We start from the raw sequence: 24,135 nt of genomic DNA, 5'->3' as shown, positions 1-24,135 counted from the left end.
GCCAGGGGCACGGTCAGTAAACCAGCTTAATGTGGTGCGTTTTGGCGGCGTTAACCAGGCTTTCATCCGGCCGACAGTCGCTGACCAGCACGTCGAACTGGCTCATTGGCCCCATGCTGGCCGGGCGCACTTTACCAAATTTACTGTGATCCACGACCAGCACATGGTACTGCGCGCTGGACATCGCCCAGTGCTTTACCGGCAATTCCTCCAGATTAAAGCAGGTCGCGCCCTGCTCTGCATGCACACCTGCCGCCGAATAGAAGGCGATATCCGGGCGAAGATTACTCAGCGTCTCTTTAAAATTCAGCGGCTTGAAGATAGCGTTGCTGGCATGAAACACGCCGCCGCACAGAATAGCGCGGCACAGGGGTTTTTCCTGTAACGCCAGAAAGGTATTCAACGAGTAGCAAACGGCGGTAAATGGCAGATCCTCAGGGATGGCTTCGATGATCCACGGGGTGGTGGTGCCGCAGTCGAAAAACGCCATCTGGTGCGGTTGCAGCAGAGCTGCGGCCAGACCCGCCGCCCGACGTTTCTCTTCCACCAGCCGGGTTTTTTGATCGCTTAACAGATAGTGGCTGGCGCTGCGCGGCTCCAGCACGATGTAGCCGCCTAACAGCACTACCGGGGCGCTGTTGGCGTTCAGATCGCGGCGAATGGTCATTTCAGAAACGCCCAGCAGCGCCGCCGCTTCTTTAAGATGCAGCTTGTCACTGCGCTTCAGCGCCGCCAGTAGCTGGCCTATCCGTTCGTCACGTCTTGTTTCCATAAAACCTCTGTATAAAAGAAAGCCCTGCATTGAGCAGGGCGTTCATCTTACCTTTGCCGTGGGGCTTAGTCACGCACCCAGCCACGGCGGATCAGGGTAGCAAAACAGAGGCGATAGCACTGCTGCACGCTGCGATAAAGGGCCGGGCCAAAACCTTGCCACAGGATCTGCGCCGTCAGGCAGCCGCCCATGCCGACCAGAAGGGCACCGAGCATATCCAGCGGCCAGTGGACGCCCAGATATACGCGGGACCAGGCGATCAGCAGGCCAATACCCATCAGTACCGCACCGGACCATACCCGGTGCCAGGCAAGAAAGGCGACGGCGAAAGTAAAGATAACTGTGCCATGATCGCTCGGGAAGGAGCTATCCGGCGCGTGATGCAGAAAGTTATAACCCACCTGATCGGCAAACGGGCGATCGTGCGGGAAGAAATGACCCAGTAACAGTGAGCAGCAGAGGCTGACAAACATCGCCATTGTCACTTTGATGATCAACTGGCGTTGAGCGGTGACCTGACTGCGCGGCCCCCATAGCCAGAGGCCCACCGCCAGCAGCGGCACGATGCTGATAAGATCGCTGGCCGCGAAGTCGGCAAACGCAATTAGCCAGTGAGGGGAGTCGGGTGTGGCGTTAATCCAGTAGAACAGGGCGTGATTCAGGCTCTCTAGCATACTCGTGTTACTCTTTGATTAAACAATCCAAATTGATGCGAAAGCGCCCACCTTAAAAGCGGCGCGGTGAACGGTAAAGGGGTTTTGTCTTACTCGGCTGAGAGTTAGACGATTCCTGGTTAAACCGTGAATAGCAACACGTTACTCCCCCGCACTTAAGCAAACCTTAAACGAACAAAAATGTGCTTTATTTACTCAGTGACTGCGAATTCCCTATCGCCGCCGGGTAGCTTTGATTACACTCGGCGCGATTTCTCACAGGATGAAGAGACTGCATGCAAAACCACTCCCTCTCAGGCCAACGCCTGGGCAGACGGGCGCTGTTATTTCCCCTCTGCCTGGTGCTTTACGAATTCTCGACCTATATCGCGAACGATATGATCCAACCCGGTATGTTAGCGGTGGTCGCGCAGTACAACGCCGGGATCGAATGGGTGCCGACTTCCATGACCGCCTACCTGGCGGGCGGCATGTTTTTACAATGGCTGCTTGGCCCGCTGTCGGATCGCATCGGGCGCCGCCCGGTGATGCTGACCGGCGTGGTGTGGTTTATCGTCACCTGTCTGGCGACTTTACTGGCGCAGGATATTGAACAATTTACTTTGCTGCGTTTTTTACAGGGCATCAGCCTCTGTTTTATTGGCGCGGTGGGGTATGCGGCAATCCAGGAGTCCTTTGAAGAGGCGGTGTGCATTAAGATCACCGCACTGATGGCCAATGTGGCGTTAATCGCGCCTCTGCTTGGCCCCCTGGTGGGGGCGGCATGGGTGCATGCTGCGCCCTGGGAGGGGATGTTTGTTCTGTTTGCGCTACTGGCGGCGTTTGCCTTTTTTGGTCTGCAAAAGGCCATGCCGGAAACCGCAACCCGGCTGGGTGAGCCGCTCTCCTTCAAAGCGCTGTGGCGGGATTATGCCGAGGTGATGAAAAACCTGCGCTTTGTTGCCGGAGCGCTGGCAACCGGGTTTGTCAGCCTGCCGCTACTGGCGTGGATCGCCCAGTCGCCGATTATCATCATCAGCGGCGAACAGTTGAGCAGCTATCAGTATGGGTTGTTGCAGGTACCGATTTTTGGTGCGTTGATTGCCGGTAATCTGGTGCTGGCACGCCTGACGTCACGTCGTACCGTGCGGGCGTTGATCATCCTGGGTGGCTGGCCGATTGTCGCCGGGCTGGTGCTGGCAGCGGTGGCGACCATGGTGTCATCGCATGCTTACTTGTGGATGACCGCCGGGTTGAGTCTCTACGCCTTCGGTATTGGGCTGGCGAACGCCGGGCTGGTGCGCCTGACACTGTTTGCCAGCGAGATGAGTAAAGGTACGGTATCGGCGGCGATGGGGATGCTACAGATGTTTATTTTCACCGTTGGGATCGAAGTCAGCAAACATGCCTGGCTGGCGGGTGGCAATGGTTTGTTCAGCATTTTCAACCTGGTGAATGGCCTGCTATGGCTCGGGCTGATGGTGGTGTTCCTGCGCGACAAACGGGTAGGAAATTCCCTCGAGGGGTAAAGCGGCATTCGCCTTAGCAAATGCCGCTGATGTCTCAGCAGCTTTCGGCTTCCGCTTCTGTTGCCGGTCTGGCAACCGCACGGGCGACCAGCGCGGCAACCAGCACCAGGCTTAATACCACCAGCATGGCGCTGCGTAAGCCATAGTGCTCGCCAAGGAAACCGAGCAGCGGCGGGCCCACCAGGAAGGCCAGATAGCCGGTGGTTGCTACGACGCTGACGCGGGTAGGCGCGTCCGGGCCGGTATCGCTGGCAGCGGAAATCGTCAGCGGGAAGCCGAGCGAGGCGCCCAGCCCCCACAGGATAACCGACACGCCCGCCACCCAGGCGCTGTCAACAAAGATAATCAGCCCAATGCCCAGCGCTCCTAAAATGGCGCTGGCGCGCACCACCGCCACCCGGCTGTAGCGATCGATAAACCAGCCGCCGGTAAAACGCCCCACGGTCATGCCCAGGGTGAAGCCAGTATAAATCAGCGAGCCAGACGTTGGGCTAAAGCCGTGGCCGTCGACCATTAGCAGCGGCAACCAGTCATTGGCGGAACCTTCGGCAAAGGCCATGGCCAGAACGATCACCCCAATCAGCAACAGTTGTGTATCGCGCCAGAACGGTAGCCCTTTTTTCCCGCTGGCATCATCGCCGGCGGCGTCTTTCCCGGTACCGTCGGGAATGGCGGCAATGGCCAGCATTATCGGTACGATGGCCACCAACGCCGCCAGCAGAATATGCACGTTCGCTGCCAGACCCAGCGCTGTTAATGTCATGCCGATGCCGGCGCCAACCAGCGTGCCCAGGCTGTAAAAACCGTGCATCATGGGCAGCACTGTCTTATTCATCTCCTGCTCAACTACCGCCCCTTCGATGTTCATCGCCACTTCACCAGAACCCATGCTGCCGCCAAAGAAGGCAAGGCCAACGGCAAATAACAACGGTGATGCAAACCACAAGGCCACACTGAGGATCAGCATACCCAGCACGGCAACCGACATGCTGGCGCGGATCACTTTCCGCGCGCCAAAGCGTTTCACCAGCCAGCCAGAGGCAAGAATACCGCTCATCGACCCTACCGACAGACCAAATAACACCGCCCCCATTTCTGCGGTGGAGACGGAGAGGATGTCGCGAATTGCTGGCGTGCGTGTGGCCCAGGAAGCCATTAGCAAGCCGGGCAAAAAGAAGAAGGTGAATAACGCCCATAGGCGATTTCGCAGGGCTTTGCGGGTATCGTTTGCAGTCATAGCGTCACATCGGACAAGAAAAGGTGAGACAACACTAGCAAGGAAGTGTACATTTGTACATAAATGAGTGAGAGGACTTATGGCCCGTCGACCTAACGATCCACAGCGGAGAGACCGCATCCTGCAAGCCACGCTGGACACCATTGCTGAACATGGCATCCATGCGGTAACGCATCGCAAAATAGCCCGTTGTGCGGACGTACCGCTCGGCTCTATGACCTATTATTTTGCGGGTATTGAGGCTCTGCTCGAAGAAGCCTTTACCTGCTTTACACAGCAAATGTCTGCGCAATATCAGGCGTTTTTCGACGGTGTTGACAGCCCCGGGCGGGCCTGCGATGCGATCGCAGAGCTGATTTATAGCGCGCAGGTCACTACCGTGCGCAATATGGAATTGATGTATCAGTTGTATGCTTTTTCGACTCGCCAGGCAGGGCTAAAAAGCATAATGCAAAACTGGATGCGGACCAGCCAGACCACGCTTGAACAGTGGTTCGAGCCGGTAACGGCCCGCGCGCTGGATGCGTTTATTGAGGGAATGACACTGCATTTTGTTACCGATCGCGAACCGCTGCACCGTGACGAGATCCGTTTCATGGTCGGGCGGATCGCCGGCCTGTCAGACAGGCTGATAACACCCGTCGCTTAACCGGCAGGCATACGGGCTGACATCCATTGCCAGGCACAGTGCAACATCGTCGGCAAAACCCCGCGCCACCAGTTCGTTAGCGGATGAACAATGGTAAAGATCCTCTTGCCGACAGGCGTTAAATGCCGCCATTGCAGCGCGAGCTTCTGGCGACATACTTTCTCTTCCCAGTGCGGCGATAATCGCTCCAGCGGCAAGGTGATCTTCCAGCGCCGGGCGCAGGCTGCCGTCTGGCCAGCGTTCTCCTGCCGGGATAACGACGATGCGTTTAAACGCCGCGCAGGCCCGTGCGGTGGCGGCTCTGTTGCGAAAGCAGCCGCTAAAGACTGCCGCCCCGCAGTCGCGCGCCTGATAAGAGAGTGTCGATCCGTTCGGTGAGGGCAACACCAGCCGGTGTCCGGCAGGAATAGTCAACAGTGATGCAGGCGAAAGAGTGTAGCGATCGCCCGCAAAGGTGCGGGTGAAGCTGGCGACATCTGCCCCGTTTTCCTGCGCAAAGCGCCGGGCGCTTTCATCCTTCCACGGCCAGGGATAAATGTGCGCCTGGTTATCATTGGCAATGCTGACACAACTGGAGAAGGACATCACATCGACAATCACCACGCAGTCCACATGCCGGGCAAGTTGTTTCGCGGCGTTCTGCCCCCACTCCAGCCGAACGTCGAAGCGGCTTTGTTGGTACCACGTCTCATTCATCATGCGCCTCTTATTCCACACGGGTGACATCGGGATGCCGCTCACTGGCGGCTTCGTGGAAAATATCGCCCAGCCAGCCGGGGATCCCGGCTTCACTGAGATCGTCAGGAATGATAATCCCATACAAGCGTGAGTATTTATTTTCATTCCTGTCGACGCGAAAGACCTGCCAGCGGCCCTCAACGCGCTTAACACCTATATAGCGGCCAAAAACGTTATAAATCTGCATAGGGAGCCGTCCTTCCGGTTGCGGTTCTGTTAATAAAAGAGGGAACTGTCACGAAAATCAATCATCATGGTGAATAAATTCTCGCCAGTTATAGCGAGGCCGCCTATTCTTTGGGGGCAAAAATGATGAACAGCATGGTGTGTTAAATCTCCGGGAAACCCTCAATAAAGGACAACTGTGATGCTATCGTTCAGCCAACTCTGGGATAATCATCCCTATCCGGACAGCCCCTGTGACAGCTCTTTTGTCAACCAGTGTGCCATCAGAATGGGCGTGGCGCTGGAGAAGTCGGGCGTTAACCTCAACATCTATCATGGGGCGAAGTGTTACCCAGGCTTCGGCCATAACCCCAAACATGTGCTTCGTGCACAGGAACTGGCCAGTTGGCTCTTAAACCGCAAGGATCTGGTCGGCCAGGCCGTCAAGAAAAAATCCGTTACCCAGTCAGATTATGCCGGTAAAAAAGGCATCGTCTTTATTCAGGATGGTTGGGGTTCAACCGATCATATTGATGTCTGGGATGGCAGCAAAATGATGATGAAAGGCGGAAGTCCGGATTATTTTGCTTTAGGGAAAGAGGTGTGGTTTTGGGAGTTATTATGACCAGGATAATCCAGTATACCGCCGGGATTGCTGCGCTGCTGCTGAGCTGCCAGAGTTATGCCGACTCTGCCGTGACGGACAGCTTTGACTGGCAAGGCCACCAACTGGTGTTGCAGCAGGCGCAGGGTAAGTGTGAGTTGGAAATCGCTTCGCCAGGTAAAGAGAAAGCAACGCATGTGCTGAACATGACTCCACCTTGCTACTTTTTACGCCGCGGTGAGGCGCAGCCTTTGCATTACGCTTTTCCAAAACAGAACGTGAGCGCCGCTTTTATTATTCTTGGCACGCCACTCACGCCAGACGAACAAAAAACCTGGAATGTTTCCGCCTCTATGCAGTGTGGAACCCAAGGGCAGGGCGTATTCTTCACGGGCAAAACGTTTCGGCTGAGTGAAAAGTCACTCAACAGAATGTTGCTATGCAAAGACAAAGGGACGGATGAGAAAAACTTTCGGTTCCTGCTGCAATAGTGCAAAAATAGCCGTAACCAGGGCCGAAAGGCCCTTTTTTCTTCACCCCTTAGGGGAAAATAAGCAGGCAGGGAATGATTGTTAATACAGTGATGTGGATAATTTCGTCGATGATCTTTTTCGCCTGGATCTTCGGCATCACTCTAAAACGTTCTTTTGCCGCCAACGCAAAGCATTTTTGTCTTCTGCTGGTGGTACACGTGGCGCTTAGTATTACCGCCATTGAACTGAAAAAACGTGGCGTGGTGGTGCTGCATAAGAGCGATAGCCTGTGGCTGCGTGAGGGTATGGCAGTACTGTTAAAAAGTTATATGGTGCTGGTGATGGTCATTATGGTGAGCTTTATGGTTGCGCTGGTCAGCCGGGGCGCGCAGCAGATGACGCATTTTCATAAAACCTATAACGCCGGGAACCTGAACCGTAACCCGGTGAAATTTTACCTGAACCGGCAGTCGGCCATTGTCTGGGGGTATCGATTTTTCTTCCTGCTGGGCGGCGTCTATATGCTGTGGGCTATCTGGTTCCGCCTGCCATTTTAACCGGCAAGTATCCTTGGCAATACGCACTGTGCGCAGGTTGAGATTTTAACGTCAATGTCTGCGTTTGTATCAGTTATATGCCCTCGCTATGCAGGGCGTTTCTCACCCCTTTCGCGAAAGGCCTCCGGGTACGTTTTCTGGTAATAGCCTTTCATTTCCCTCTCATCGAGCGACAGCGCTTTTTTCAGATGTGATGACCAAAGCAGGACGAGCGCCATCAGCATGACCACCACTCCGCAAGCCACAGCGAATAGCGTGACGCCAAGCCAGTGAAGATACCAGCCTGCAATAATCACCCCAAAAGGGTTGGCGAGGCTTGAAAGGAAGGCCGCCATCGCTGCCATACGCGCCCGGTAATGCCCGGGCGTGGCGATTGATCTTAGCGTGCTGAGATTGACATTAATAAAAATAAACGCCAGACCGCTGAAAAAAGCCAGTGCAATCGAAGCGGTCATATTCGCCACCACCACAATACCCATAACACTGCCGCCCAGACACACGAACCCCACAATGACTGTGCCAAAACGGCCCATCCCCGTGCTGAGCACCCGGTTGAAATAAAGGCTGCCAGACAGCAATCCGAGGGCAAATGAACACTCAAATGCGCCCAGGTACCAGGGCGACAGGTGTAATTGTGTGATGATCCAGTAGGGCACCGCCACCGAAAAGAAGGGAAACAGCGTGAAATTAATCAAGGCAGAAATAAGGGCTATATAGCGCTCTGATTTAACATGATAAATGGCCCTGAACCCCTCCCGTGTTTTGCTTAACCAGCTTGCGCTTTTGTGCGCCGGGTGCGCGGGCATGGCGCTTTTCATCAGCAACGCAAAGGCCAGGCATGAAAACCCCTGCAGAACCACAGCAACATACAGGGCCACACTTGCAGAAAACAACCCGACAAGCGACGCGACAAGCAATGGAGCGGATAACGCAATCACAGAATTGATCGCGGAACGGCTGGCAATCGCCCGGGACACCTCACCTTCTGCGACCAAATCGGGTATTAATCCCATGATCGTGGGTTCCCTCGCCGAGGCGACAGCACTGATCACAACAAGGCCAGCGGTTACGGCGACGAGATGAAAATACCCTGCAGAACAGGCGAGGGAAAGCAGCACGATCACGATGAAAACAATGCACTGGCCACTGAGGATGAATTTGCCGCGATGAAACTGATCGCCGAACGCAGCCAAAAAAGGCTTGAGATAAACCTCAGTGGCAACGGAAAAGGCGATCAGCGAGGAAAATGCCACCGCGGAATGCGTTTCCTGTAAACACCACCACGCCAGCGCAAAACGGAACACATGCGCTGTCAGCAGGCTGAGCGTTGTGCCTATCTGTAACAGGAAAAATCTGCGTCCGAGTTGCATGAATCCATCGATTTTCATGGTGATTTCAAAACCAGTCGACTGAGATAAATACCACCATAACGTCCTGCTAACGTAACGTACATCCCGCAAGAAAAGGTAGGGTATATTCCTTTGTTTACGTTAAGTAAAAATTGGTTCTAAGAATTATCTTAATCAGTAAAACGTATTCATTCCCAGCTTGCTTATCTTTCAGTACGGCACAGAATATCACCGGATAAACCTTATGGAGATCAGCAGGAAATGGCGTACATCGCAGCAACGCCCCGAGCTTATATTGGGCAATCTGTTGGGAGTGGTCAATGTGTGGCTTTTACACAAAAAGCAGCCAATATGCCTCGTACAGTAAACTGGAAGCGCGGTGCGCTGGTTAAAGGAAATATGAATATCGCACCAGGAACAGCGATAGCGACATTTGATGACAATGGCCAGTATGGCAACCATTCGGACGGACGCTCTCACGCGGCCATATATATGGGACAAGATTCAACCGGTATACAGGTATTGGATCAGTGGGTAGGGCATGGTTTTGACAGAAGTGGTGCAAAGGTTGCTGTCCCTAAACCTGTAAGCCAAAGAACAATAAGTTTTACTCCCAAAAACCGTGCTGAAAACGTTGGAGGAAATTATTATGTTGTGGAGTAAGGCAATTCTTTTAGCCTCTGCTATCTCGCTATTTTCTACAGCCGTCTACGCTGAAAAAATAACCTGTCCTGAGGTCTTAAAGGATAGCGGTAAAATATACCGAATGAATATGGTTAGCGTTTTTGAGGGTAAGCCAGAAAAACTGGTCGATTTGATGCCCGATACCGATGACAACATGATCTGGACGCTAAAACAATCTCAGCAAAATGTAAAAGCACAGCATACGGCTATGTACCTGGTATGCCGGTATAAAGGGACAGATAAAACAGCGACACTGAAAATTCCTGCGTCGGCGAAACAATGCACAGCATGGTTTGGGGAAAATAAAAACCAATTTTATGCCGCCTGCGAATAACCTCTTCTTGTAAGGATTCCGTCGCACCGAGCAACTTCTTTCAGGCTGTCATCGAGATGGGGCAGACCTGAAAAAAGTGCCAACTAACGCCGACTTTTTATTCCTGCCGTCAGATGCTCTGAAATGCGCAGCGGGCCTTTAACACGCCACTTTGTTGGGTTTTACGCGACAAAAAAGCTTTGCCAGGTGACCCTGGGCCTGATACAGAAACGTGGCAGTGCCTGGCAGACGGCCTACATATTCAGCGAAGGATAGAGTAAAAAGCATCCACGTGGTTTGCCCATGACGATGGCATGTTTGCGGGGAAATTAAGCTGCATATCCGTTATTGCTGCTAATAAGATAATAAGTACGGGCAAATAATTAAGAATGTTAGCTTAATATCTGTCCCATCTACACCCATCATTTATTAAGACATGAAATAAAACGGACTTTTATAACAGGAATACATTCATATAGTTTAGGAATATTACATGTGCATTTCTGTAAGTATGAGCCCGTGCCTTATTCTGTTTTATTTATCTTTCGGATTGCCAAGTACTGCTTTCAGCTCGTCGAGATCTTCTTCTACTGCGGTTTTGAGGCCTCTCTTCTCCAGCCACTTTCGTCCCCAGAGGCTTAAATCAAGAACAAGCTTGTTGAGTTCGCGTCCTTCTTCGCTCAGTGAATATTCAACTCTTGGCGGAACGACAGGATATATCTGGCGAATAATCAGACCATCCTCTTCTAGCTCACGTAACTGCTTGGTCAACAAACGTTGGTTAATGCTGGTCATAAATCGCTGTAGTTCACTGAAACGTAGCGTACCGTCCTTGAAAAGATGATAGAGGATCACTCCTTTCCATTTCCCACCCATTATGTGAAGTGCAGCCTCCATCGAGCAACCGGGGGCCGAGTCATAATTACGTAATTTCTTCATAAATTCAGTATGGTTACCTTTTTGTAAGTATGGGCATATTTTTAGCGTATAAACAAAATATCATCATATGTTACTTTTAGCGGGTCAAATATGAAACACCTTTTGGAGAAGAAATGTCAGCCTTACTTTTTGAACCGATTACTATCAACGGTGTAGAATTCCGCAACCGCATTGCTATGTCCCCGATGTGTATGCACTCTGCCTCTGACGACGGCTACATCAACGATTTCCACGTCGTCCACTACGGCTCTCGTGCCCTTGGCGGCGCCGGCCTGATTATGCTGGAAACCGCAGCTGTGCTGCCGAACGGTCCTATCGGCCCGGGTGATATTGGTATCTGGGACGACAGCCACGTTGAAGGGCTGTCACGCGTCACCGCGGCTATCCATCGTTTCGGAGCAAAAGCCGGGGCACAGATTGGTCACGCGGGTCGTCAACTGGGCATTGATCACCTGCCATCTATCGCTCCTTCAGCCATCCCATTTACTCCGGAGTCCCGAGTACCGCAGGCGATGAGCATTGAGCAAATTAAAGAAGTCGTGGAGGCTTTCCGTCAGGGCGCACGGCGTGCACGTGAAGCAAACTTCGACGTTATTGAAATTCATGGTGCACATGGGTATCTGCTGAATCAATTCCTGTCTCCATTGGCCAACAAACGTACCGATGAATATGGCGGCAGTCAGGAAAACCGTTACCGTATCGTGCGTGAAGTGATCGACGTGGTCCGCAGTGAATGGAAGGGCCCGTTATTCCTGCGCATTTCTTCCACCGACTATGTGGAAGGCGGCAACCGACCGGAAGACTTCCTGGTATATGGTAAGTGGATGAAAGAGCAGGGTATCGACTTGATTGACTGTTCTACAGGCGGTATCGCAATGGTTCCAGTTAACACCTACCCGAACTATCAGGTGCCTGCAGCCGAACTGCTGCGCCGCGAGCTGGATATCAAAACTGGTGCGGTGGGTCTGATCGAATCGGGCCGCCAGGCGGAAGAAATTCTTCAGAACGGGCGTGCGGACATTGTACTGGTTGGCCGCGATATGCTTAAAGATCCTTTCTGGGCACGTACCGCTGCGGACGACCTGAAAGTCGAGATCCCGGTACCGGCACAGTACACTCGCTACGGCTCCGGCTGGCAACGTTCACAACCGCGTTTGCCAGCAGCTCCGCTGGATGTAACTGTAGAACGTTAATTAGCGAAACCGAAGTAGTGAAGCTGGACCCGAAGTAGACCCTTGACGTAACCCATAATAATAACCAGTCGACACTTCCTGTTGCCCCTGCTTGCTGACGCAGGGGCTTTTTTATCTTTTCAATTATCGCTTCCGGTTAATACATTCCGATATTGTAAACAATCCTCTGTCGCCACTGCGCATTGTCGTATTGGGATTGAAGCGCAGAGCCGTTTCAAGGTGATCCGGCGCAAGGTGCGTATAGCGCATGGTCATTTTAATATCGTGGTGCCCCAGTATTTTTTGCAGAGCAAGAATGTTGCCGCCGGACATCATAAAGTGTGCTGCAAATGCGTGGCGCAGTGCGTGGGTTAGCTGCCCAAGGGAAGCACAATCGACGTTTTCTCCACCATCGCTAAAAACTGAAAGTAGCAATCCGTGAAAAACTTGAAGCCGTCCAGCGCAATGATTTCTTCATAATTGAACGGTTAGTTCCCTACTGAGAACCATAAGGTATCATTATTGCGAACTGGTTAAGAATGAGGGCGAAAGAGAATTATGAATTGTCCACTGCGTGGCCAGGCCGCGCATACCCGCAGTAGCTTTCAGGTTTCCAGTGAAACCAAGGAACGATATAACCAGTGCACGAATATTGAATGCGGGCATACTTTCGTCACGCATGAAACCTATGTTCGCTCTGTATGCCGCCCGCAGAAAATCAGTGCAGCTCCGCCTCATCCGAAAGGAACGCAGGGGCAATTAGTTTATTGATTCTGACCCGCCGCTGGCGGGTTTTTTATTGCTTGTATTTGATGATTTCTTTTAAGCTATTATAATCAAAAAACTCTGTTGCTTTATGGTCTTCAAGAAGAAGTTCAATTTTTGAGAACGTGTCTATCTTTTTCAATAAAGATGCTGGTATCGTTGATGGATTTATTTTTACACCTTCATCCTGAGGTGTTATCTTTCCTATAGCATAGTCATTAAGGTAATATCCTTCGCCTTGATTGATAATAGATAGTATTTCTTGTTTTGCCTTTAATGTTCCTAAAAGATTATCTTGCTTTGTATATGTGATATATATCTTGATTAATGAGTAAATGTATTCATTCATCAATATGAAAATGGAAAACTCTGGTGTTTGTGCCTTGAGTTGAGGTATGACATGGGAACCCCAGCTATCATACTCTCTTAAAAGTGCATCTCGGTTGAACATTACATTTAAAGTAGTGTTTAGTATATTGTTATCTTCATGATTTTTACTGATAGTATAGTTTAAAGGAGGCATCCCACAATGTTGGACATAGTTCCTAAGTTTGCCCATAAATTTGTATGAAAATTTACTGTCAAATTCATGAGCTGTAAGTTCTTTGAAAAAAGAAATTTTCGTTCCTTTTTCGTTGTCGCTTTTTCTTATATTTGCTTCCATATGGTCTATAAAAGTTCTGGCTGACGCAAGAAAATTAAGGATTAATGCATTTGACTCTAGGAATAAATTGTCGAAAGGATAGCCTAGATCGTTAAGTTCAATAGATGTATATTGAATTGCTTTTTTTACAAAAAGGTCGTTAAGCGCATTGTAATTATATATAACATATTCAATTAATGCATGGTGGCGTTGAAAAGCAATTAACTTCGAACAATTGGATATAATACTATCGACTTCTATTTGGTTGAGAACACGAAGTGACTTAATATTTCCTTCGCTCATACGGAAAAGTTCTAAAATAGACATTAGCACTCCATAAGGGCATCATAATCTTGGTGATTTTCTGGAATAGAATTCAATTTAAAATTAATAGGTAACATTCACAAGTAAAAAACTGTCCTTGCTAAATTTAGTGATCCCTGAAGGGCATGAGCCCGTGTGTAAGTGCTATACCTCACTATCACATAGGTTTCTGCGCTGCCGCCATTTTATCGCCATTGACAGAAAAGGGATGGGCTAACACGCAGTTTTGCAAGGGATAAAATAGCAGGCAACAAAAAACCCATCAACCTTGAACCTAAGTGGCGGGGTTGATGGGCTCCACAAAATGGGGACATCAAAGAAAAGCAGTGGCACTAGTTATGACTGACACCCCAGAAAAAAGTTCTGCGCGTAACGGAAATATTTTTCATCTTCAGACTTATCCGAGGCCAGGCCAGATGATGATGATCAATGTACCGGCTAACGTCAGCAACACGTTGGCGATGGCGTAAGTGCCCGCATAGCCCAGCGCCGGGATATTGCTTCGCGCGGTATCGCTGATGATCTCCATGGCCGGTGCGCAGGTACGCGCCCCCATCATGGCACCAAACAGCAGGGCGCGGTTCATCTTCAGCACATACGCGCCGAACAGGAAACAGATTAGCACCGGCACCAGGCTAACAATCAAACCGGCCACCAGCATCTGGCCGCCCACCGCGCCCAGACCATTACCAATCCCACTGCCCGCGCTCAGGCCAACGCCGGCCATAAACACCATCAAACCAAACTCTTTTACCATCATCAGCGCGCCCTGCGGGATATAGCCGAAGGTCGGGTGGTTGGCACGCAGGAAGCCAAGCATGATGCCGGCAAACAGCAGGCCTGCAGCATTCCCGACGCCGAAACTGAAGGAACTAAACTGGAAGGTGATCATGCCGATCATCAGGCCGACAATAAAGAACGCGCAAAAGGCGAGCAGGTCGGTAACCTGACTGTGAATGGAAATAAAGCCAATGCGATCGGCGATGGTTTTCACCCGGCGTGCATCACCGCTGACCTGCAATACGTCGCCTTTGTTGAGCACGATGTTGTCATCGATCGGCATTTCAATCTGGCTGCGGATCACGCGGTTCAGGAAACAACCGTGATCGGTAAGCTTAAGCTGTGCCAGGCGGCGACCCACTACGTTATGGTTTTTGACCACGATCTCTTCGGTAACGATGCGCATATCGAGCAGGTCGCGGTCGAACACTTCTTTGCCGTTGCGGAAACTCGGATCGAGGCGCGCATGCGCATCCGGGTAGCCCACCAGCGAAATCTCATCACCCATTTGCAGAACGGCGTCACCGTCCGGGCTGGCAAGTATGCCATTACGACGAATACGCTCGATATAGCAACCGGTCTGGCGGTAAATCCCCAGCTCTCGCAGGTTTTTTCCATCGGCCCAGGCCACCAGTTCCGGGCCCACGCGATAAGCTCGGATCACCGGCAGATAGACTTTACGGTGAGCATCGGTATCGAGCCCGCGTTCCCGGGCAATTTGTTGGGCGCTGGTCTGCAGGTCCTGGTGTTGCAGCTTCGGCAGATAGCGGGCACCAAAGATCAGACTCACCAGACCAATTAAATAGGTTAACGCATAGCCGAGGCTGAGGTTATCCAGCGCGCTGGAGAGTTGGCCGCTTTCCATGCCTGAGTGGCGCAATGTATCGCCCGCACCGACGAGTACCGGGGTTGATGTCATGGACCCTGCCAGCATCCCGGCGGTCAGGCCGATATCCCAGCCGAAGAGTTTGCCTAACCCTAACGCAATCAACAGGGCGCTGCCGACTAATACCAGCGCCAGCATCAGGTAATTCTTACCATCCCGAAAAAAAATGGAAAAAAAGTTAGGCCCGGCTTCAACGCCGACACAGAAAATAAACAGCATAAAGCCCAGGTTTAGTGCATCGGTGTTAATGCTGAAATGCTGCTGACCCAATAATAATGAAACGACTAAAACGCCAATGGAATTACCGAGTTGTACTGAACCAAGGCGTAATTTACCGAGACAAAGCCCGAGAGCCAGAACGACAAACAATAACAGTATGTAATTCCCGTTTAACAAATCTGCGACGTTTATATTCACGGAGGCTAACTTCTTGTTTACTTGTAAGCTGTTGAAAGAAATGGTTATTTAAGCTAGTGTTTTGTTTGTGCGCTGACGTAAAAAATCAGTGCCATACCAGAACTTCCTCACAAAACAAAAACTGGCCGCTAGTTTAATCGTATTGGATTACAACGGCTAGTGAGAATCGCGTATTCACTCGGGTACTTTTTTAGGCAAGGATCGCCACCATGCTTTATCTGTCCGGACGTTCTTTTTGAATGAATGATAAGTACGCCAGAGAAAGTTTCAGGAGGATTGTTTGAAGAACAGACAAAGTTGGATCGGTTTTATTTGCTGTTTTATCCTTTTTATTGCGGTTTGCCTTTTTCTGATCCTAAAGGTGCGCGCTGAATTACCGGGTTCTGCGCATCCTGAATTGGGGCTACTGCTGTTCATCATTCCTGGTGTGGCGGGCTGCCTGGTTTCGCGCCGTCGCCATATCATATTGCCGCTGATGGGCGCGGTTGTGGCTGCGCCTGTCTGCTATGTACTGGCTCATCTGTTGTTAGCCCCGGCTCGCCCGTTCTGGCAACTGGTGGCATGGATGTTCAGTGCGGTGTTCTGGTGCGGCATTGGCGGGTTAGGCTGCCATTTTTTGCGAAATCTGTGTCACGCTCAGGCCGGTAGCAGAAAATAAAACGCCCTCAGCAGAGGGCGTTTTTCTTGTATCAGGCAAACAGGCCAAGATTCGCTTTGGCATAAGCTTCAAAGTCGGTATATCCGCCAATGTGCTGCTGATCGAGGAAAATCTGGGGCACGGTCTCAACCGGTTTGCCCACGGTTTTTTCCAGATCCGCTTTGGTGATCCCTTCAGCGTGGATGTCCACATAACGATAATTAAAGTCATCGCGCTCGTTGGTCAGTTTTTCTGCCAGTTCTTTTGCGCGTACGCAATATGGGCAGCCAGGGCGGCCAAAAATTACAGCGAACATGCTCTCTCCCAATCTTTAATTGACTACCGGCTATGATGACCATAACCGACGGTGAGGGAAAGCAGGTTATGCCTGTTGCTTTAATTTTTGCAACCTTTCAGCGCAACGCACGGTAATACACGCCGGGCAAGCTGGCCTATACTGGAGGTCTTGTTTATCCGGGGGATTATTCATCATGACACCGACGATTGAATTGCTGTGCGCCCATCGTTCCATTCGCCATTTTACCGATCAGCCCATAACTGAAGCCCAGCGTGAGGCGATCATCGCCAGTGCGCAGGCGACATCCAGTTCCAGCTTCCTTCAGTGCAGCTCGATTATTCGGGTGACCGATCCGGCCCTGCGTCAGCAGCTGGTCACGTTAACCGGCGGGCAACCCCATGTAGCGCAGGCGGCGGAGTTCTGGGTGTTCTGCGCAGATTTCCATCGCAATTTTCAGATCTGCCCGGAGGCTAACCCTGGCCTGGCGGAGCAGTTACTGTTAGGTGTGGTTGATACCGCGCTGATGGCGCAAAATGCTTTTACGGCGGCGGAATCGCTGGGGCTGGGCGGTGTGTATATTGGCGGCATTCGTAACAATATTGAAGCAGTAGGGGAGCGGTTGCAGATCCCGCGGCACGTTCTGCCCCTGTTTGGCCTGTGCCTTGGCTGGCCTGCGGACGATCCGGGACAGAAACCGCGTCTGCCTGCTCAACTGGTGGTGCATGAAAATCACTACCAGCCGCTGGATGAAGCGGTACTGGCAGAGTATGACCGGCAAATCGCGCACTATTATCAGACACGTGGTAGCAACACCCGCACCGATACATGGAGCGATCATATTCGGCGGACCATCATTAAAGAGAGCCGTCCGTTTATTCTTGATTATTTGCATAAACAGGGCTGGGCGACACGCTAATTCCCGTTCATCCTGCACGTCGCTACGTGTATTATACGCGGGCTTTAACCGGTCTTCTTAGCGAGGTGCAGGGTGAAAATAGCCATATTATCCCGGGATGGAACGCTCTATTCATGTAAACGTCTGCGAGAAGCCGCCATGCAGCGCGGCCACGTCGTCGAAATCCTCGATCCGCTTTCGTGCTATATGAATATCAGTCCTGCGGCATCGTCGATTCACTATAAAGGCCGCCAGCTGCCGCATTTTGATGCGGTGATCCCGCGTATTGGTTCAGCCATCACCTTTTACGGTACCGCCGCCCTGCGCCAGTTCGAAATGCTGGGAAGTTATCCGCTGAATGAATCTGTTGCGATTACCCGTGCCAGAGACAAGTTGCGTTCTTTACAACTGCTCGCGCGGCAGGGCATTGATTTGCCCCTGACGGGCATTGCCCACTCTCCTGATGACACCAGCGATCTGATCAATATGGTAGGCGGTGCGCCGCTGGTGGTGAAACTGGTTGAAGGCACGCAGGGTATTGGCGTGGTACTGGCCGAAACCCGGCAGGCTGCCGAAAGTGTGATCGATGCGTTTCGCGGGCTAAATGCACACATTCTGGTTCAGGAATATATCGCAGAGGCCAAAGGCTGCGATGTGCGCTGCCTGGTAGTGGGTAATGAAGTGGTGGCGGCGATTGAGCGCCGGGCGAAAGAGGGCGATTTCCGCTCGAACCTGCATCGCGGCGGCGTGGCGACGGTTGCGACTATCTCGCCGCGTGAGCGCGAAATGGCGTTGCAGGCCGCACAGACACTGGGGCTTGACGTGGCCGGGGTGGATATTCTGCGCGCCAATCGGGGGCCGCTGGTGATGGAAGTGAACGCATCCCCAGGCCTTGAAGGAATAGAAAAAACCACCGGGGTGGATATTGCAGGGCGGATGATCCAGTGGATTGAACGCCATGCCACGCCGGGGTTTTGCCTGAAAACAGGCGGGTAGGTCGATTTTCCTGCGCTATTAATGGTATGGCTGACGCTTTTTGCGTAAGCTATGGGCAATTTTTTTCAGTAAGAGAGCACTGCTTTATGGATTCACTCGTCGTTCCTGGTCTGGACACGCTTCGTCACTGGCTCGACGAACTGGGCATCACCTTTTTTGAGTGTGATAACTGCCAGGCATTGCACCTGCCGCATATGCAGAATTTTGACGGCGTGTTCGATGCCAAAGTCGACCTTGTTAATGACATTCTGCTTTTTACCGCCATGGCTGAAGTCAAGCCTTCTGCGCTGCTCGCGCTGGCCTCCGATCTGTCCGCCATTAATGCCAGCTCACTCACGGTCAAAGCGTTTCTGGATATTCAGGATGATAACCTGCCCAAGCTGGTGGTCTGTCAATCTTTATCGGTCGGCCCTGGCGTCACGTTTGAGCAGTTTGCCTGGTTTGTTCGTCAAAGCGAAGAACAGATCTCGATGGTGATTATGGAAGCCAATGCGCATCAGCTGTTATTCACTTCCGGGGAAGAAGACCTGTCGGCTGCTGAAGAGTCGCACAATTTTCTTCACTGACTCGTCGTCGCATTAGCGCAGTCGCTGCCAGAGCGACTGCATAATAAATATTATTATTCTGCAATTAACCTTTTCTTAAAGCATTATTCACCGCCAATCCTCGCGTAACGGCTTATCACATAGACACTTCTTGCATAAAAAATTGATAAAAGGCGTTTTTTAATCTGACCTATAGCCTCAAACCCTGGCTACAGTTATTCTTGCGGTGCTTAAAATAGCATGCGGCGTCCGCCGGAAGCGTTTTCTGCTCCGGTGCTGTGCAGAGTGACAAAATATGCATGATTCTTGCATATCTTAAATGCGTACACTTAGTTCGTAGATTGACGAACTTTCCAGAAGGAATGAGATATGACCGCCTTGAGTAAAAAATGGGTATCGGGTCTTGTTGCGGGTGCGTTGATGGCTGTCTCTGCCAGCACGCTCGCAGCGGAGCAAAAGACGCTGCATGTTTATAACTGGTCTGATTATATTGCGCCGGACACCGTCGCGAATTTCGAAAAAGAAACCGGCATTAAAGTCGTTTACGACGTGTTTGACTCCAACGAAGTGCTGGAAGGTAAATTGATGGCGGGCAGTACCGGCTTCGACCTGGTGGTGCCATCTGCCAGCTTCCTTGAGCGCCAGCTGGCGGCCGGTGTTTTCCAGCCGCTGGATAAAAGCAAGCTGCCGAACTGGAAAAATCTCGATCCGGAAGTGCTGAAAATGGTCGCTAAACACGATCCGGATAACAAATACGCTTTCCCGTATCTGTGGGCCACGACCGGCATTGGTTATAACGTCGATAAAGTGAAAGCTGCACTCGGCAAAGATGCGCCGGTGAACAGCTGGGATCTGGTGCTGAAACCCGAAAACCTCGAAAAACTGAAAAGTTGCGGTGTCTCCTTCCTGGATGCACCGGAAGAGATTTTCGCCACGGTGCTGAATTACCTCGGCAAAGATCCGAACAGTAGCAAGGCGGATGATTACAGCGTTGCAGCCACCGATCTGCTGCTGAAGCTGCGTCCGAATATCCGTTACTTCCATTCTTCGCAGTACATCAATGATCTGGCAAATGGCGACATCTGTGTCGCTATCGGCTGGGCTGGTGATGTCTGGCAGGCTGCGAACCGCGCTAAAGAAGCGAAGAATGGCGTAAACATCTCCTATACCATTCCGAAAGAGGGCGCGCTGGCGTTCTTCGATGTCTTCGCTATGCCGGCGGATGCGAAAAACAAAGACGAGGCTTATCAGTTTCTTAACTATCTGATGCGCCCGGATGTGATCGCCCACATTAGCGATCATGTGTTCTACGCTAACGGTAACAAAGCCTCGGTACCGCTGATCAGCGCCGAAGTGCGTGATAACCCGGCTATTTTCCCGCCGCCGGATGTTTTCGCCAAACTGTTTACGCTGAAAGTCCAGGATCCGAAAATCGACCGCGTCAGAACCCGCGCGTGGACTAAAGTTAAAAGCGGCAAATAATTCAATCACCTGACGGGTGAACTGCTGCACCGGGGCAGTGCAATTGCCCCACAAATGGACAGAGGCGTTGGCCCTCTGTCCAGTCATTTGTACGACAACCCGTTGATACGGGTCGATGTTTTTGCCGGAGAGCACTTGAGTGAATGACGCTATCCCCCGCCCACAGGCGAAGAGCCGCAAGGATCTGACGCCGCTGCTGGAAATCCGCAATCTGACCAAATCCTTCGACGGCCAGCATGCTGTTGATGATGTCAGCCTGACCATTTATAAAGGCGAAATTTTTGCCCTGCTCGGTGCATCCGGCTGTGGCAAATCGACGCTGCTGCGTATGCTCGCCGGTTTTGAACAGCCCACTCACGGGCAGATCATGCTTGATGGTGTGGATCTGGCGCATGTGCCGCCCTATCTGCGACCGATCAATATGATGTTTCAGTCTTATGCGCTCTTCCCGCATATGACGGTGGAACAGAACATTGCCTTCGGCCTGAAACAAGACAAGCTGCCAAAAGCGGAAATCGCCAGCCGCGTGGCAGAAATGCTGAGCCTGGTGCACATGAGCGAATTTGCCAAACGCAAACCGCATCAGCTTTCGGGCGGGCAGCGTCAGCGCGTTGCGCTGGCTCGTAGCCTGGCCAAGCGGCCAAAACTGCTGCTGCTTGATGAGCCGATGGGCGCGCTGGATAAAAAACTGCGCGACCGCATGCAATTAGAAGTGGTGGATATTCTTGAGCGCGTAGGCGTGACTTGCGTAATGGTAACGCACGATCAGGAAGAAGCCATGACCATGGCCGGGCGTATCGCGATCATGAATCGCGGTAAGTTTGTGCAAATTGGCGAGCCGGAAGAGATATACGAACACCCGACAACCCGTTACAGCGCGGAGTTTATCGGTTCGGTGAATGTTTTCGAGGGGCTGTTAAAAGACCGCCAGGATGACGGGCTGGTGATCGAGTCACCGGGGCTGGTGCATCCGCTGAAAGTCGATCCCGATGCTTCCGTCGTGGATAACGTGCCTGTTTATGTGGCGCTGCGTCCGGAAAAAATCATGCTGTGCGACGAGCCGCCCGCTGATGGTTACAACTTTGCCGTAGGTGAAGTGGTGCATATCGCTTACCTGGGTGACCTCTCTATTTATCACGTGCGTTTGCAAAGTGGGCAAATGATCAGCGCCCAGTTGCAGAACGCGCATCGCTACCGTAAAGGCGCACCGACATGGGGCGATGAAGTTCGTCTCTGTTGGGATGCGGATAGTTGTGTGGTTCTGACGGTTTAAGGAGCGATGATGAGTACACTGGAACCACCGTCCCGCGTCGCCAAACCGGGCGGTCTGACACTGTGGCTGGCGCGTATGCAAATGCGCCACGGGCGCAAGCTGGTGATTGCGCTGCCTTACATCTGGCTGATGCTGTTGTTTCTGCTGCCGTTTTTGATCGTTTTCAAAATCAGCCTGGCAGAGATGGCGCGGCAGATCCCGCCGTACACTGACCTGATTGAATGGGCTGATGGTCAGCTGACCGTGACGCTGAATCTGGGCAACTTCCTGCAACTGACCGATGATCCGCTCTATTTTGAAGCGTATCTCCAGTCGTTGCAGGTGGCGGCGATTTCCACGCTCTGTTGCCTGCTGTTGGGCTACCCGCTGGCGTGGGCCGTGGCACACAGTAAGCCATCAACGCGTAACATTCTGCTGTTGCTGGTGATCCTGCCGTCGTGGACGTCATTTCTGATCCGTGTTTATGCATGGATGGGGATCCTGAAAAATAATGGCGTGCTGAACAACTTCCTGATGTGGCTGGGCGTTATCGATCAGCCGCTGACGATCCTGCACACCAACCTGGCGGTGTATATTGGCATTGTGTATGCCTATCTGCCGTTTATGGTGTTGCCGATTTATACCGCGCTGACGCGTATCGATTATTCGCTGGTGGAAGCGTCGCTGGATCTTGGCGCCCGCCCGCTGAAAACTTTCTTCAGCGTCATTGTGCCGCTGACCAAAGGCGGAATTATTGCCGGGTCGATGCTGGTGTTCATTCCGGCGGTGGGGGAGTTTGTGATCCCGGAACTGCTGGGCGGCCCGGATAGCATTATGATTGGCCGCGTGTTATGGCAAGAGTTCTTTAATAACCGTGACTGGCCGGTGGCATCGGCGGTGGCGGTGATCATGCTGCTCCTGCTGATAGTGCCGATCATGTGGTTCCATAAACACCAGCAGAAACAAGGGGAGGGCCACGCATGAACAACTTACCGGTAGTGCGCTCGCCGTGGCGTATTCTGATCCTCGTGCTCGGCTTTACCTTTCTGTATGCGCCAATGCTGATGCTGGTCATCTACTCGTTTAACAGCTCAAAACTGGTGACCGTGTGGGCGGGCTGGTCTACGCGCTGGTATGGCGAGCTGTTTCACGATGATGCGATGATGAGCGCGGTGGGGCTGAGTCTGACCATTGCTGCCTGTGCGGCCACCATGGCAGCGGTGCTGGGTACCATTGCAGCGGTGGTCATGGTGCGTTTTGGCCGCTTTCGTGGCTCCAACGGCTTTGCCTTTATGATCACGGCACCGCTGGTGATGCCGGATGTGATCACCGGTCTGTCACTGCTGCTGTTGTTTGTCGCTCTTGGTCATGCGATTGGCTGGCCTGCGGATCGCGGCATGCTAACCATCTGGCTGGCGCACGTCACCTTCTGTACGGCTTATGTGGCAGTCGTTATCTCTTCGCGCCTTCGTGAGCTGGACCGCTCAATAGAAGAAGCCGCGATGGATTTGGGCGCAACGCCGTTGAAGGTGTTCTTTGTGATCACCCTGCCGATGATCATGCCCGCGATTGTCTCTGGCTGGCTGCTGGCGTTTACCCTCTCGCTGGACGATCTGGTGATTGCGAGTTTTGTTTCCGGCCCGGGCGCGACCACCTTACCAATGCTGGTCTTCTCCAGCGTGCGAATGGGTGTGAATCCCGAAATTAACGCGCTGGCTACTTTGATCCTCGGCGTGGTCGGTATTGTGGGTTTTATCGCCTGGTATTTAATGGCCCGCGCGGAAAAGCAGCGTGTCCGTGACATCCAGCGTGCAAGGCAAGGCTGAAGTTATTAGAATCGGGAAATTGTGTTGCTGATGCCGCGCCTGCCGCGGCATTTTTTCACAGGGAAAACACCGAATTGGGATCCGTTAACAAGACAGCGCATCATGCGAAGCTGAATGTGCCTGCCCTGGTGCAGGTGGCGGCCATCGCCATTATTATCATTCGCTGTGTAGATATGCTGATGGTCATAAACGTGCTGGGCGTGCGCGGGATGATTGATTTTGTTCAGCGCAGCGCGCAGACCTGGAGTCTGACGCTGATTTTCCTGGGCAGCCTGCTGCTGGTATTTATTGAGATCCTGTGTGCGTTTTCCGTGGTGAAAGGACGCAACTGGGCGCGCTGGCTCTATCTTGCTGCCCAGGTCGTTGCCAGCGGCTATTTATGGGCTGCATCGCTGGGCTATGGTTATCCGGAATTGTTCAGTATCCCGGGCGAGTCGCGGCGCGAGATTTTTCGCTCGCTGGTGATGCAAAAACTGCCGGATTTGCTGGTGCTGTTCCTGTTGTTTATCCCCTCGCCAAGCCGACGCTTTTTCCGTTTGCAATAACGGTGGTACA

Annotated in this window: 28 protein-coding genes and 1 pseudogene; 18 read left to right on the top strand and 11 right to left on the bottom strand. The window is 52.2% G+C overall.

Annotation, left to right across the window (positions count from 1 at the left end):
- Nucleotides 1-13 precede the first annotated feature (13 nt).
- Both deoR and ybjG read right to left on the bottom strand, forming a co-directional pair.
- Nucleotides 14-772: a DNA-binding transcriptional repressor DeoR gene (gene deoR / locus ACUY4S_RS15415; protein WP_458021619.1), complete on the bottom strand. Its 759-nt coding sequence runs from the start codon at nucleotides 770-772 to the stop codon at nucleotides 14-16.
- A 65-nt stretch (nucleotides 773-837) separates the two neighbouring features.
- Entirely contained in the window at nucleotides 838-1,446 is a 609-nt protein-coding gene (ybjG, locus tag ACUY4S_RS15410; protein ID WP_312688481.1) for an undecaprenyl-diphosphate phosphatase, read from the bottom strand.
- A gap of 275 nt (nucleotides 1,447-1,721) precedes the next feature.
- Between ybjG and ACUY4S_RS15405 the strand changes: the two genes are divergently transcribed.
- Nucleotides 1,722-2,954 (top strand): MFS transporter, encoded by a 1,233-nt coding sequence (locus tag ACUY4S_RS15405; RefSeq protein WP_312688483.1) that lies wholly within the window; start codon nucleotides 1,722-1,724, stop codon nucleotides 2,952-2,954.
- Between the two features lie 34 nt (nucleotides 2,955-2,988).
- Here the strand turns inward: ACUY4S_RS15405 and ACUY4S_RS15400 are convergent, their stop codons facing one another.
- Nucleotides 2,989-4,191: an MFS transporter gene (locus ACUY4S_RS15400; protein ID WP_312688485.1), complete on the bottom strand. Its 1,203-nt coding sequence runs from the start codon at nucleotides 4,189-4,191 to the stop codon at nucleotides 2,989-2,991.
- A gap of 79 nt (nucleotides 4,192-4,270) precedes the next feature.
- Between ACUY4S_RS15400 and ACUY4S_RS15395 the strand changes: the two genes are divergently transcribed.
- A complete protein-coding gene (locus ACUY4S_RS15395) occupies nucleotides 4,271-4,840 on the top strand; it encodes a TetR/AcrR family transcriptional regulator (protein ID WP_458021618.1) in 570 nt (189 codons plus the stop codon).
- Here the strand turns inward: ACUY4S_RS15395 and ACUY4S_RS15390 are convergent.
- Together ACUY4S_RS15390 and ACUY4S_RS15385 are read right to left on the bottom strand one after the other, a co-directional pair.
- The gene (locus tag ACUY4S_RS15390; protein ID WP_458021671.1) at nucleotides 4,811-5,536 is read right to left on the bottom strand and encodes a 2-phosphosulfolactate phosphatase; all 726 of its coding nucleotides are present in this window, start codon (nucleotides 5,534-5,536) and stop codon (nucleotides 4,811-4,813) included. The genes ACUY4S_RS15395 and ACUY4S_RS15390 overlap by 30 nt on opposite strands.
- Before the next feature lie 10 nt (nucleotides 5,537-5,546).
- On the bottom strand, nucleotides 5,547-5,765 hold the full coding sequence (locus ACUY4S_RS15385) for a DUF7661 family protein (RefSeq protein WP_312688489.1): 219 nt from the start codon (nucleotides 5,763-5,765) through the stop codon (nucleotides 5,547-5,549).
- Between the two features lie 180 nt (nucleotides 5,766-5,945).
- Between ACUY4S_RS15385 and ACUY4S_RS15380 the strand changes: the two genes are divergently transcribed.
- The 3 genes from ACUY4S_RS15380 to ACUY4S_RS15370 all read left to right on the top strand — a co-directional run bounded on the left by ACUY4S_RS15380 (nucleotide 5,946) and on the right by ACUY4S_RS15370 (nucleotide 7,377).
- The gene (locus tag ACUY4S_RS15380) at nucleotides 5,946-6,368 is read left to right on the top strand and encodes a type VI secretion system amidase effector protein Tae4 (protein ID WP_312688750.1); all 423 of its coding nucleotides are present in this window, start codon (nucleotides 5,946-5,948) and stop codon (nucleotides 6,366-6,368) included.
- Nucleotides 6,365-6,838: a hypothetical protein gene (locus ACUY4S_RS15375; RefSeq protein WP_312688491.1), complete on the top strand. Its 474-nt coding sequence runs from the start codon at nucleotides 6,365-6,367 to the stop codon at nucleotides 6,836-6,838. The genes ACUY4S_RS15380 and ACUY4S_RS15375 overlap by 4 nt, the downstream gene beginning before the upstream one ends.
- 74 nt (nucleotides 6,839-6,912) lie before the next feature.
- Entirely contained in the window at nucleotides 6,913-7,377 is a 465-nt protein-coding gene (locus tag ACUY4S_RS15370; RefSeq protein ID WP_458021617.1) for a hypothetical protein, read from the top strand.
- Nucleotides 7,378-7,463: 86 nt separating this feature from the next.
- Here the strand turns inward: ACUY4S_RS15370 and ACUY4S_RS15365 are convergent, their stop codons facing one another.
- The gene (locus ACUY4S_RS15365; RefSeq protein WP_458021616.1) at nucleotides 7,464-8,765 is read right to left on the bottom strand and encodes an MFS transporter; all 1,302 of its coding nucleotides are present in this window, start codon (nucleotides 8,763-8,765) and stop codon (nucleotides 7,464-7,466) included.
- A 222-nt stretch (nucleotides 8,766-8,987) separates the two neighbouring features.
- Here ACUY4S_RS15365 and ACUY4S_RS15360 point away from each other — a divergent pair, with 222 nt between their 5' ends.
- Nucleotides 8,988-9,389 carry a BPSL0067 family protein gene (locus ACUY4S_RS15360; protein ID WP_458021615.1) on the top strand — a complete coding sequence of 134 codons (402 nt, stop codon included), beginning with the start codon at nucleotides 8,988-8,990 and terminating at the stop codon, nucleotides 9,387-9,389.
- Nucleotides 9,376-9,744, top strand: coding sequence for an STY0301 family protein (locus ACUY4S_RS15355; RefSeq protein ID WP_458021614.1), 369 nt, complete (start codon nucleotides 9,376-9,378; stop codon nucleotides 9,742-9,744). The genes ACUY4S_RS15360 and ACUY4S_RS15355 overlap by 14 nt, the downstream gene beginning before the upstream one ends.
- 513 nt (nucleotides 9,745-10,257) lie before the next feature.
- Here the strand turns inward: ACUY4S_RS15355 and ACUY4S_RS15350 are convergent.
- On the bottom strand, nucleotides 10,258-10,662 hold the full coding sequence (locus ACUY4S_RS15350; protein WP_458021613.1) for a winged helix-turn-helix transcriptional regulator: 405 nt from the start codon (nucleotides 10,660-10,662) through the stop codon (nucleotides 10,258-10,260).
- A 113-nt stretch (nucleotides 10,663-10,775) separates the two neighbouring features.
- On the opposite strand from ACUY4S_RS15350, the gene namA reads away from it, so the two are divergent.
- The gene (namA, locus tag ACUY4S_RS15345; protein ID WP_458021612.1) at nucleotides 10,776-11,855 is read left to right on the top strand and encodes an NADPH dehydrogenase NamA; all 1,080 of its coding nucleotides are present in this window, start codon (nucleotides 10,776-10,778) and stop codon (nucleotides 11,853-11,855) included.
- 123 nt (nucleotides 11,856-11,978) lie between these two features.
- Here namA and ACUY4S_RS15340 read toward each other — a convergent pair.
- Nucleotides 11,979-12,313: pseudogene (locus tag ACUY4S_RS15340) on the bottom strand (tyrosine-type recombinase/integrase); the annotation flags it as partial.
- Nucleotides 12,314-12,389: 76 nt separating this feature from the next.
- Here ACUY4S_RS15340 and ACUY4S_RS15335 point away from each other — a divergent pair.
- Nucleotides 12,390-12,605: an ogr/Delta-like zinc finger family protein gene (locus ACUY4S_RS15335; protein WP_458021670.1), complete on the top strand. Its 216-nt coding sequence runs from the start codon at nucleotides 12,390-12,392 to the stop codon at nucleotides 12,603-12,605.
- Between the two features lie 25 nt (nucleotides 12,606-12,630).
- Here the strand turns inward: ACUY4S_RS15335 and ACUY4S_RS15330 are convergent, their stop codons facing one another.
- Nucleotides 12,631-13,569, bottom strand: a complete 939-nt coding sequence (locus ACUY4S_RS15330) for a hypothetical protein (protein WP_458021611.1) — start codon at nucleotides 13,567-13,569, stop codon at nucleotides 12,631-12,633.
- 394 nt (nucleotides 13,570-13,963) lie between these two features.
- Entirely contained in the window at nucleotides 13,964-15,649 is a 1,686-nt protein-coding gene (locus tag ACUY4S_RS15325; RefSeq protein ID WP_312688496.1) for an aspartate:alanine antiporter, read from the bottom strand.
- A 280-nt stretch (nucleotides 15,650-15,929) separates the two neighbouring features.
- Between ACUY4S_RS15325 and ybjM the strand changes: the two genes are divergently transcribed.
- A complete protein-coding gene (ybjM, locus tag ACUY4S_RS15320) occupies nucleotides 15,930-16,307 on the top strand; it encodes an inner membrane protein YbjM (RefSeq protein ID WP_312688497.1) in 378 nt (125 codons plus the stop codon).
- 31 nt (nucleotides 16,308-16,338) lie between these two features.
- Here the strand turns inward: ybjM and ACUY4S_RS15315 are convergent, their stop codons facing one another.
- Entirely contained in the window at nucleotides 16,339-16,602 is a 264-nt protein-coding gene (locus ACUY4S_RS15315; RefSeq protein WP_312688499.1) for a GrxA family glutaredoxin, read from the bottom strand.
- A gap of 175 nt (nucleotides 16,603-16,777) precedes the next feature.
- Between ACUY4S_RS15315 and nfsA the strand changes: the two genes are divergently transcribed.
- The 8 genes from nfsA (at nucleotide 16,778) to ACUY4S_RS15275 (ending at nucleotide 24,125) form a co-directional block, all read left to right on the top strand.
- A complete protein-coding gene (gene nfsA / locus ACUY4S_RS15310; RefSeq protein WP_312688501.1) occupies nucleotides 16,778-17,500 on the top strand; it encodes an oxygen-insensitive NADPH nitroreductase in 723 nt (240 codons plus the stop codon).
- A gap of 72 nt (nucleotides 17,501-17,572) precedes the next feature.
- On the top strand, nucleotides 17,573-18,475 hold the full coding sequence (gene rimK / locus ACUY4S_RS15305; protein WP_312688503.1) for a 30S ribosomal protein S6--L-glutamate ligase: 903 nt from the start codon (nucleotides 17,573-17,575) through the stop codon (nucleotides 18,473-18,475).
- A gap of 86 nt (nucleotides 18,476-18,561) precedes the next feature.
- Nucleotides 18,562-19,041, top strand: coding sequence for a YbjN domain-containing protein (locus tag ACUY4S_RS15300; protein ID WP_312688505.1), 480 nt, complete (start codon nucleotides 18,562-18,564; stop codon nucleotides 19,039-19,041).
- Between the two features lie 348 nt (nucleotides 19,042-19,389).
- A complete protein-coding gene (gene potF / locus ACUY4S_RS15295; protein ID WP_312688507.1) occupies nucleotides 19,390-20,502 on the top strand; it encodes a spermidine/putrescine ABC transporter substrate-binding protein PotF in 1,113 nt (370 codons plus the stop codon).
- 139 nt (nucleotides 20,503-20,641) lie between these two features.
- A complete protein-coding gene (potG, locus tag ACUY4S_RS15290; protein ID WP_312688509.1) occupies nucleotides 20,642-21,775 on the top strand; it encodes a putrescine ABC transporter ATP-binding subunit PotG in 1,134 nt (377 codons plus the stop codon).
- A 9-nt stretch (nucleotides 21,776-21,784) separates the two neighbouring features.
- Nucleotides 21,785-22,738: a putrescine ABC transporter permease PotH gene (gene potH / locus ACUY4S_RS15285; protein ID WP_312688511.1), complete on the top strand. Its 954-nt coding sequence runs from the start codon at nucleotides 21,785-21,787 to the stop codon at nucleotides 22,736-22,738.
- Nucleotides 22,735-23,580: a putrescine ABC transporter permease PotI gene (potI, locus tag ACUY4S_RS15280; RefSeq protein ID WP_312688513.1), complete on the top strand. Its 846-nt coding sequence runs from the start codon at nucleotides 22,735-22,737 to the stop codon at nucleotides 23,578-23,580. Before potH ends, potI begins: the two co-directional genes overlap by 4 nt.
- 74 nt (nucleotides 23,581-23,654) lie before the next feature.
- Nucleotides 23,655-24,125 carry a YbjO family protein gene (locus ACUY4S_RS15275; RefSeq protein WP_312688515.1) on the top strand — a complete coding sequence of 157 codons (471 nt, stop codon included), beginning with the start codon at nucleotides 23,655-23,657 and terminating at the stop codon, nucleotides 24,123-24,125.
- The last annotated feature ends 10 nt before the right edge of the window (nucleotides 24,126-24,135 follow it).

Source organism: Kosakonia beeri (assembly GCF_054165705.1).
This window is presented reverse-complemented; position numbering and strand designations above follow the sequence as displayed.

Excerpts from the sequence above, each read along its gene's own strand:
- deoR (WP_458021619.1), bottom strand. The coding sequence starts at position 772 with ATGGAAACAAGACGTGACGAACGGATAGGCCAGCTACTGGCGGCGCTG.
- ybjG (WP_312688481.1), bottom strand. The coding sequence starts at position 1,446 with ATGCTAGAGAGCCTGAATCACGCCCTGTTCTACTGGATTAACGCCACA.
- ACUY4S_RS15405 (WP_312688483.1), top strand. The coding sequence starts at position 1,722 with ATGCAAAACCACTCCCTCTCAGGCCAACGCCTGGGCAGACGGGCGCTG.
- ACUY4S_RS15400 (WP_312688485.1), bottom strand. The coding sequence starts at position 4,191 with ATGACTGCAAACGATACCCGCAAAGCCCTGCGAAATCGCCTATGGGCG.
- ACUY4S_RS15395 (WP_458021618.1), top strand. The coding sequence starts at position 4,271 with ATGGCCCGTCGACCTAACGATCCACAGCGGAGAGACCGCATCCTGCAA.
- ACUY4S_RS15390 (WP_458021671.1), bottom strand. The coding sequence starts at position 5,536 with ATGAATGAGACGTGGTACCAACAAAGCCGCTTCGACGTTCGGCTGGAG.
- ACUY4S_RS15385 (WP_312688489.1), bottom strand. The coding sequence starts at position 5,765 with ATGCAGATTTATAACGTTTTTGGCCGCTATATAGGTGTTAAGCGCGTT.
- ACUY4S_RS15380 (WP_312688750.1), top strand. The coding sequence starts at position 5,946 with ATGCTATCGTTCAGCCAACTCTGGGATAATCATCCCTATCCGGACAGC.
- ACUY4S_RS15375 (WP_312688491.1), top strand. The coding sequence starts at position 6,365 with ATGACCAGGATAATCCAGTATACCGCCGGGATTGCTGCGCTGCTGCTG.
- ACUY4S_RS15370 (WP_458021617.1), top strand. The coding sequence starts at position 6,913 with ATGATTGTTAATACAGTGATGTGGATAATTTCGTCGATGATCTTTTTC.
- ACUY4S_RS15365 (WP_458021616.1), bottom strand. The coding sequence starts at position 8,765 with ATGAAAATCGATGGATTCATGCAACTCGGACGCAGATTTTTCCTGTTA.
- ACUY4S_RS15360 (WP_458021615.1), top strand. The coding sequence starts at position 8,988 with ATGGCGTACATCGCAGCAACGCCCCGAGCTTATATTGGGCAATCTGTT.
- ACUY4S_RS15355 (WP_458021614.1), top strand. The coding sequence starts at position 9,376 with ATGTTGTGGAGTAAGGCAATTCTTTTAGCCTCTGCTATCTCGCTATTT.
- ACUY4S_RS15350 (WP_458021613.1), bottom strand. The coding sequence starts at position 10,662 with ATGAAGAAATTACGTAATTATGACTCGGCCCCCGGTTGCTCGATGGAG.
- namA (WP_458021612.1), top strand. The coding sequence starts at position 10,776 with ATGTCAGCCTTACTTTTTGAACCGATTACTATCAACGGTGTAGAATTC.
- ACUY4S_RS15330 (WP_458021611.1), bottom strand. The coding sequence starts at position 13,569 with ATGTCTATTTTAGAACTTTTCCGTATGAGCGAAGGAAATATTAAGTCA.
- ACUY4S_RS15315 (WP_312688499.1), bottom strand. The coding sequence starts at position 16,602 with ATGTTCGCTGTAATTTTTGGCCGCCCTGGCTGCCCATATTGCGTACGC.
- nfsA (WP_312688501.1), top strand. The coding sequence starts at position 16,778 with ATGACACCGACGATTGAATTGCTGTGCGCCCATCGTTCCATTCGCCAT.
- ACUY4S_RS15300 (WP_312688505.1), top strand. The coding sequence starts at position 18,562 with ATGGATTCACTCGTCGTTCCTGGTCTGGACACGCTTCGTCACTGGCTC.
- potF (WP_312688507.1), top strand. The coding sequence starts at position 19,390 with ATGACCGCCTTGAGTAAAAAATGGGTATCGGGTCTTGTTGCGGGTGCG.
- potH (WP_312688511.1), top strand. The coding sequence starts at position 21,785 with ATGAGTACACTGGAACCACCGTCCCGCGTCGCCAAACCGGGCGGTCTG.
- potI (WP_312688513.1), top strand. The coding sequence starts at position 22,735 with ATGAACAACTTACCGGTAGTGCGCTCGCCGTGGCGTATTCTGATCCTC.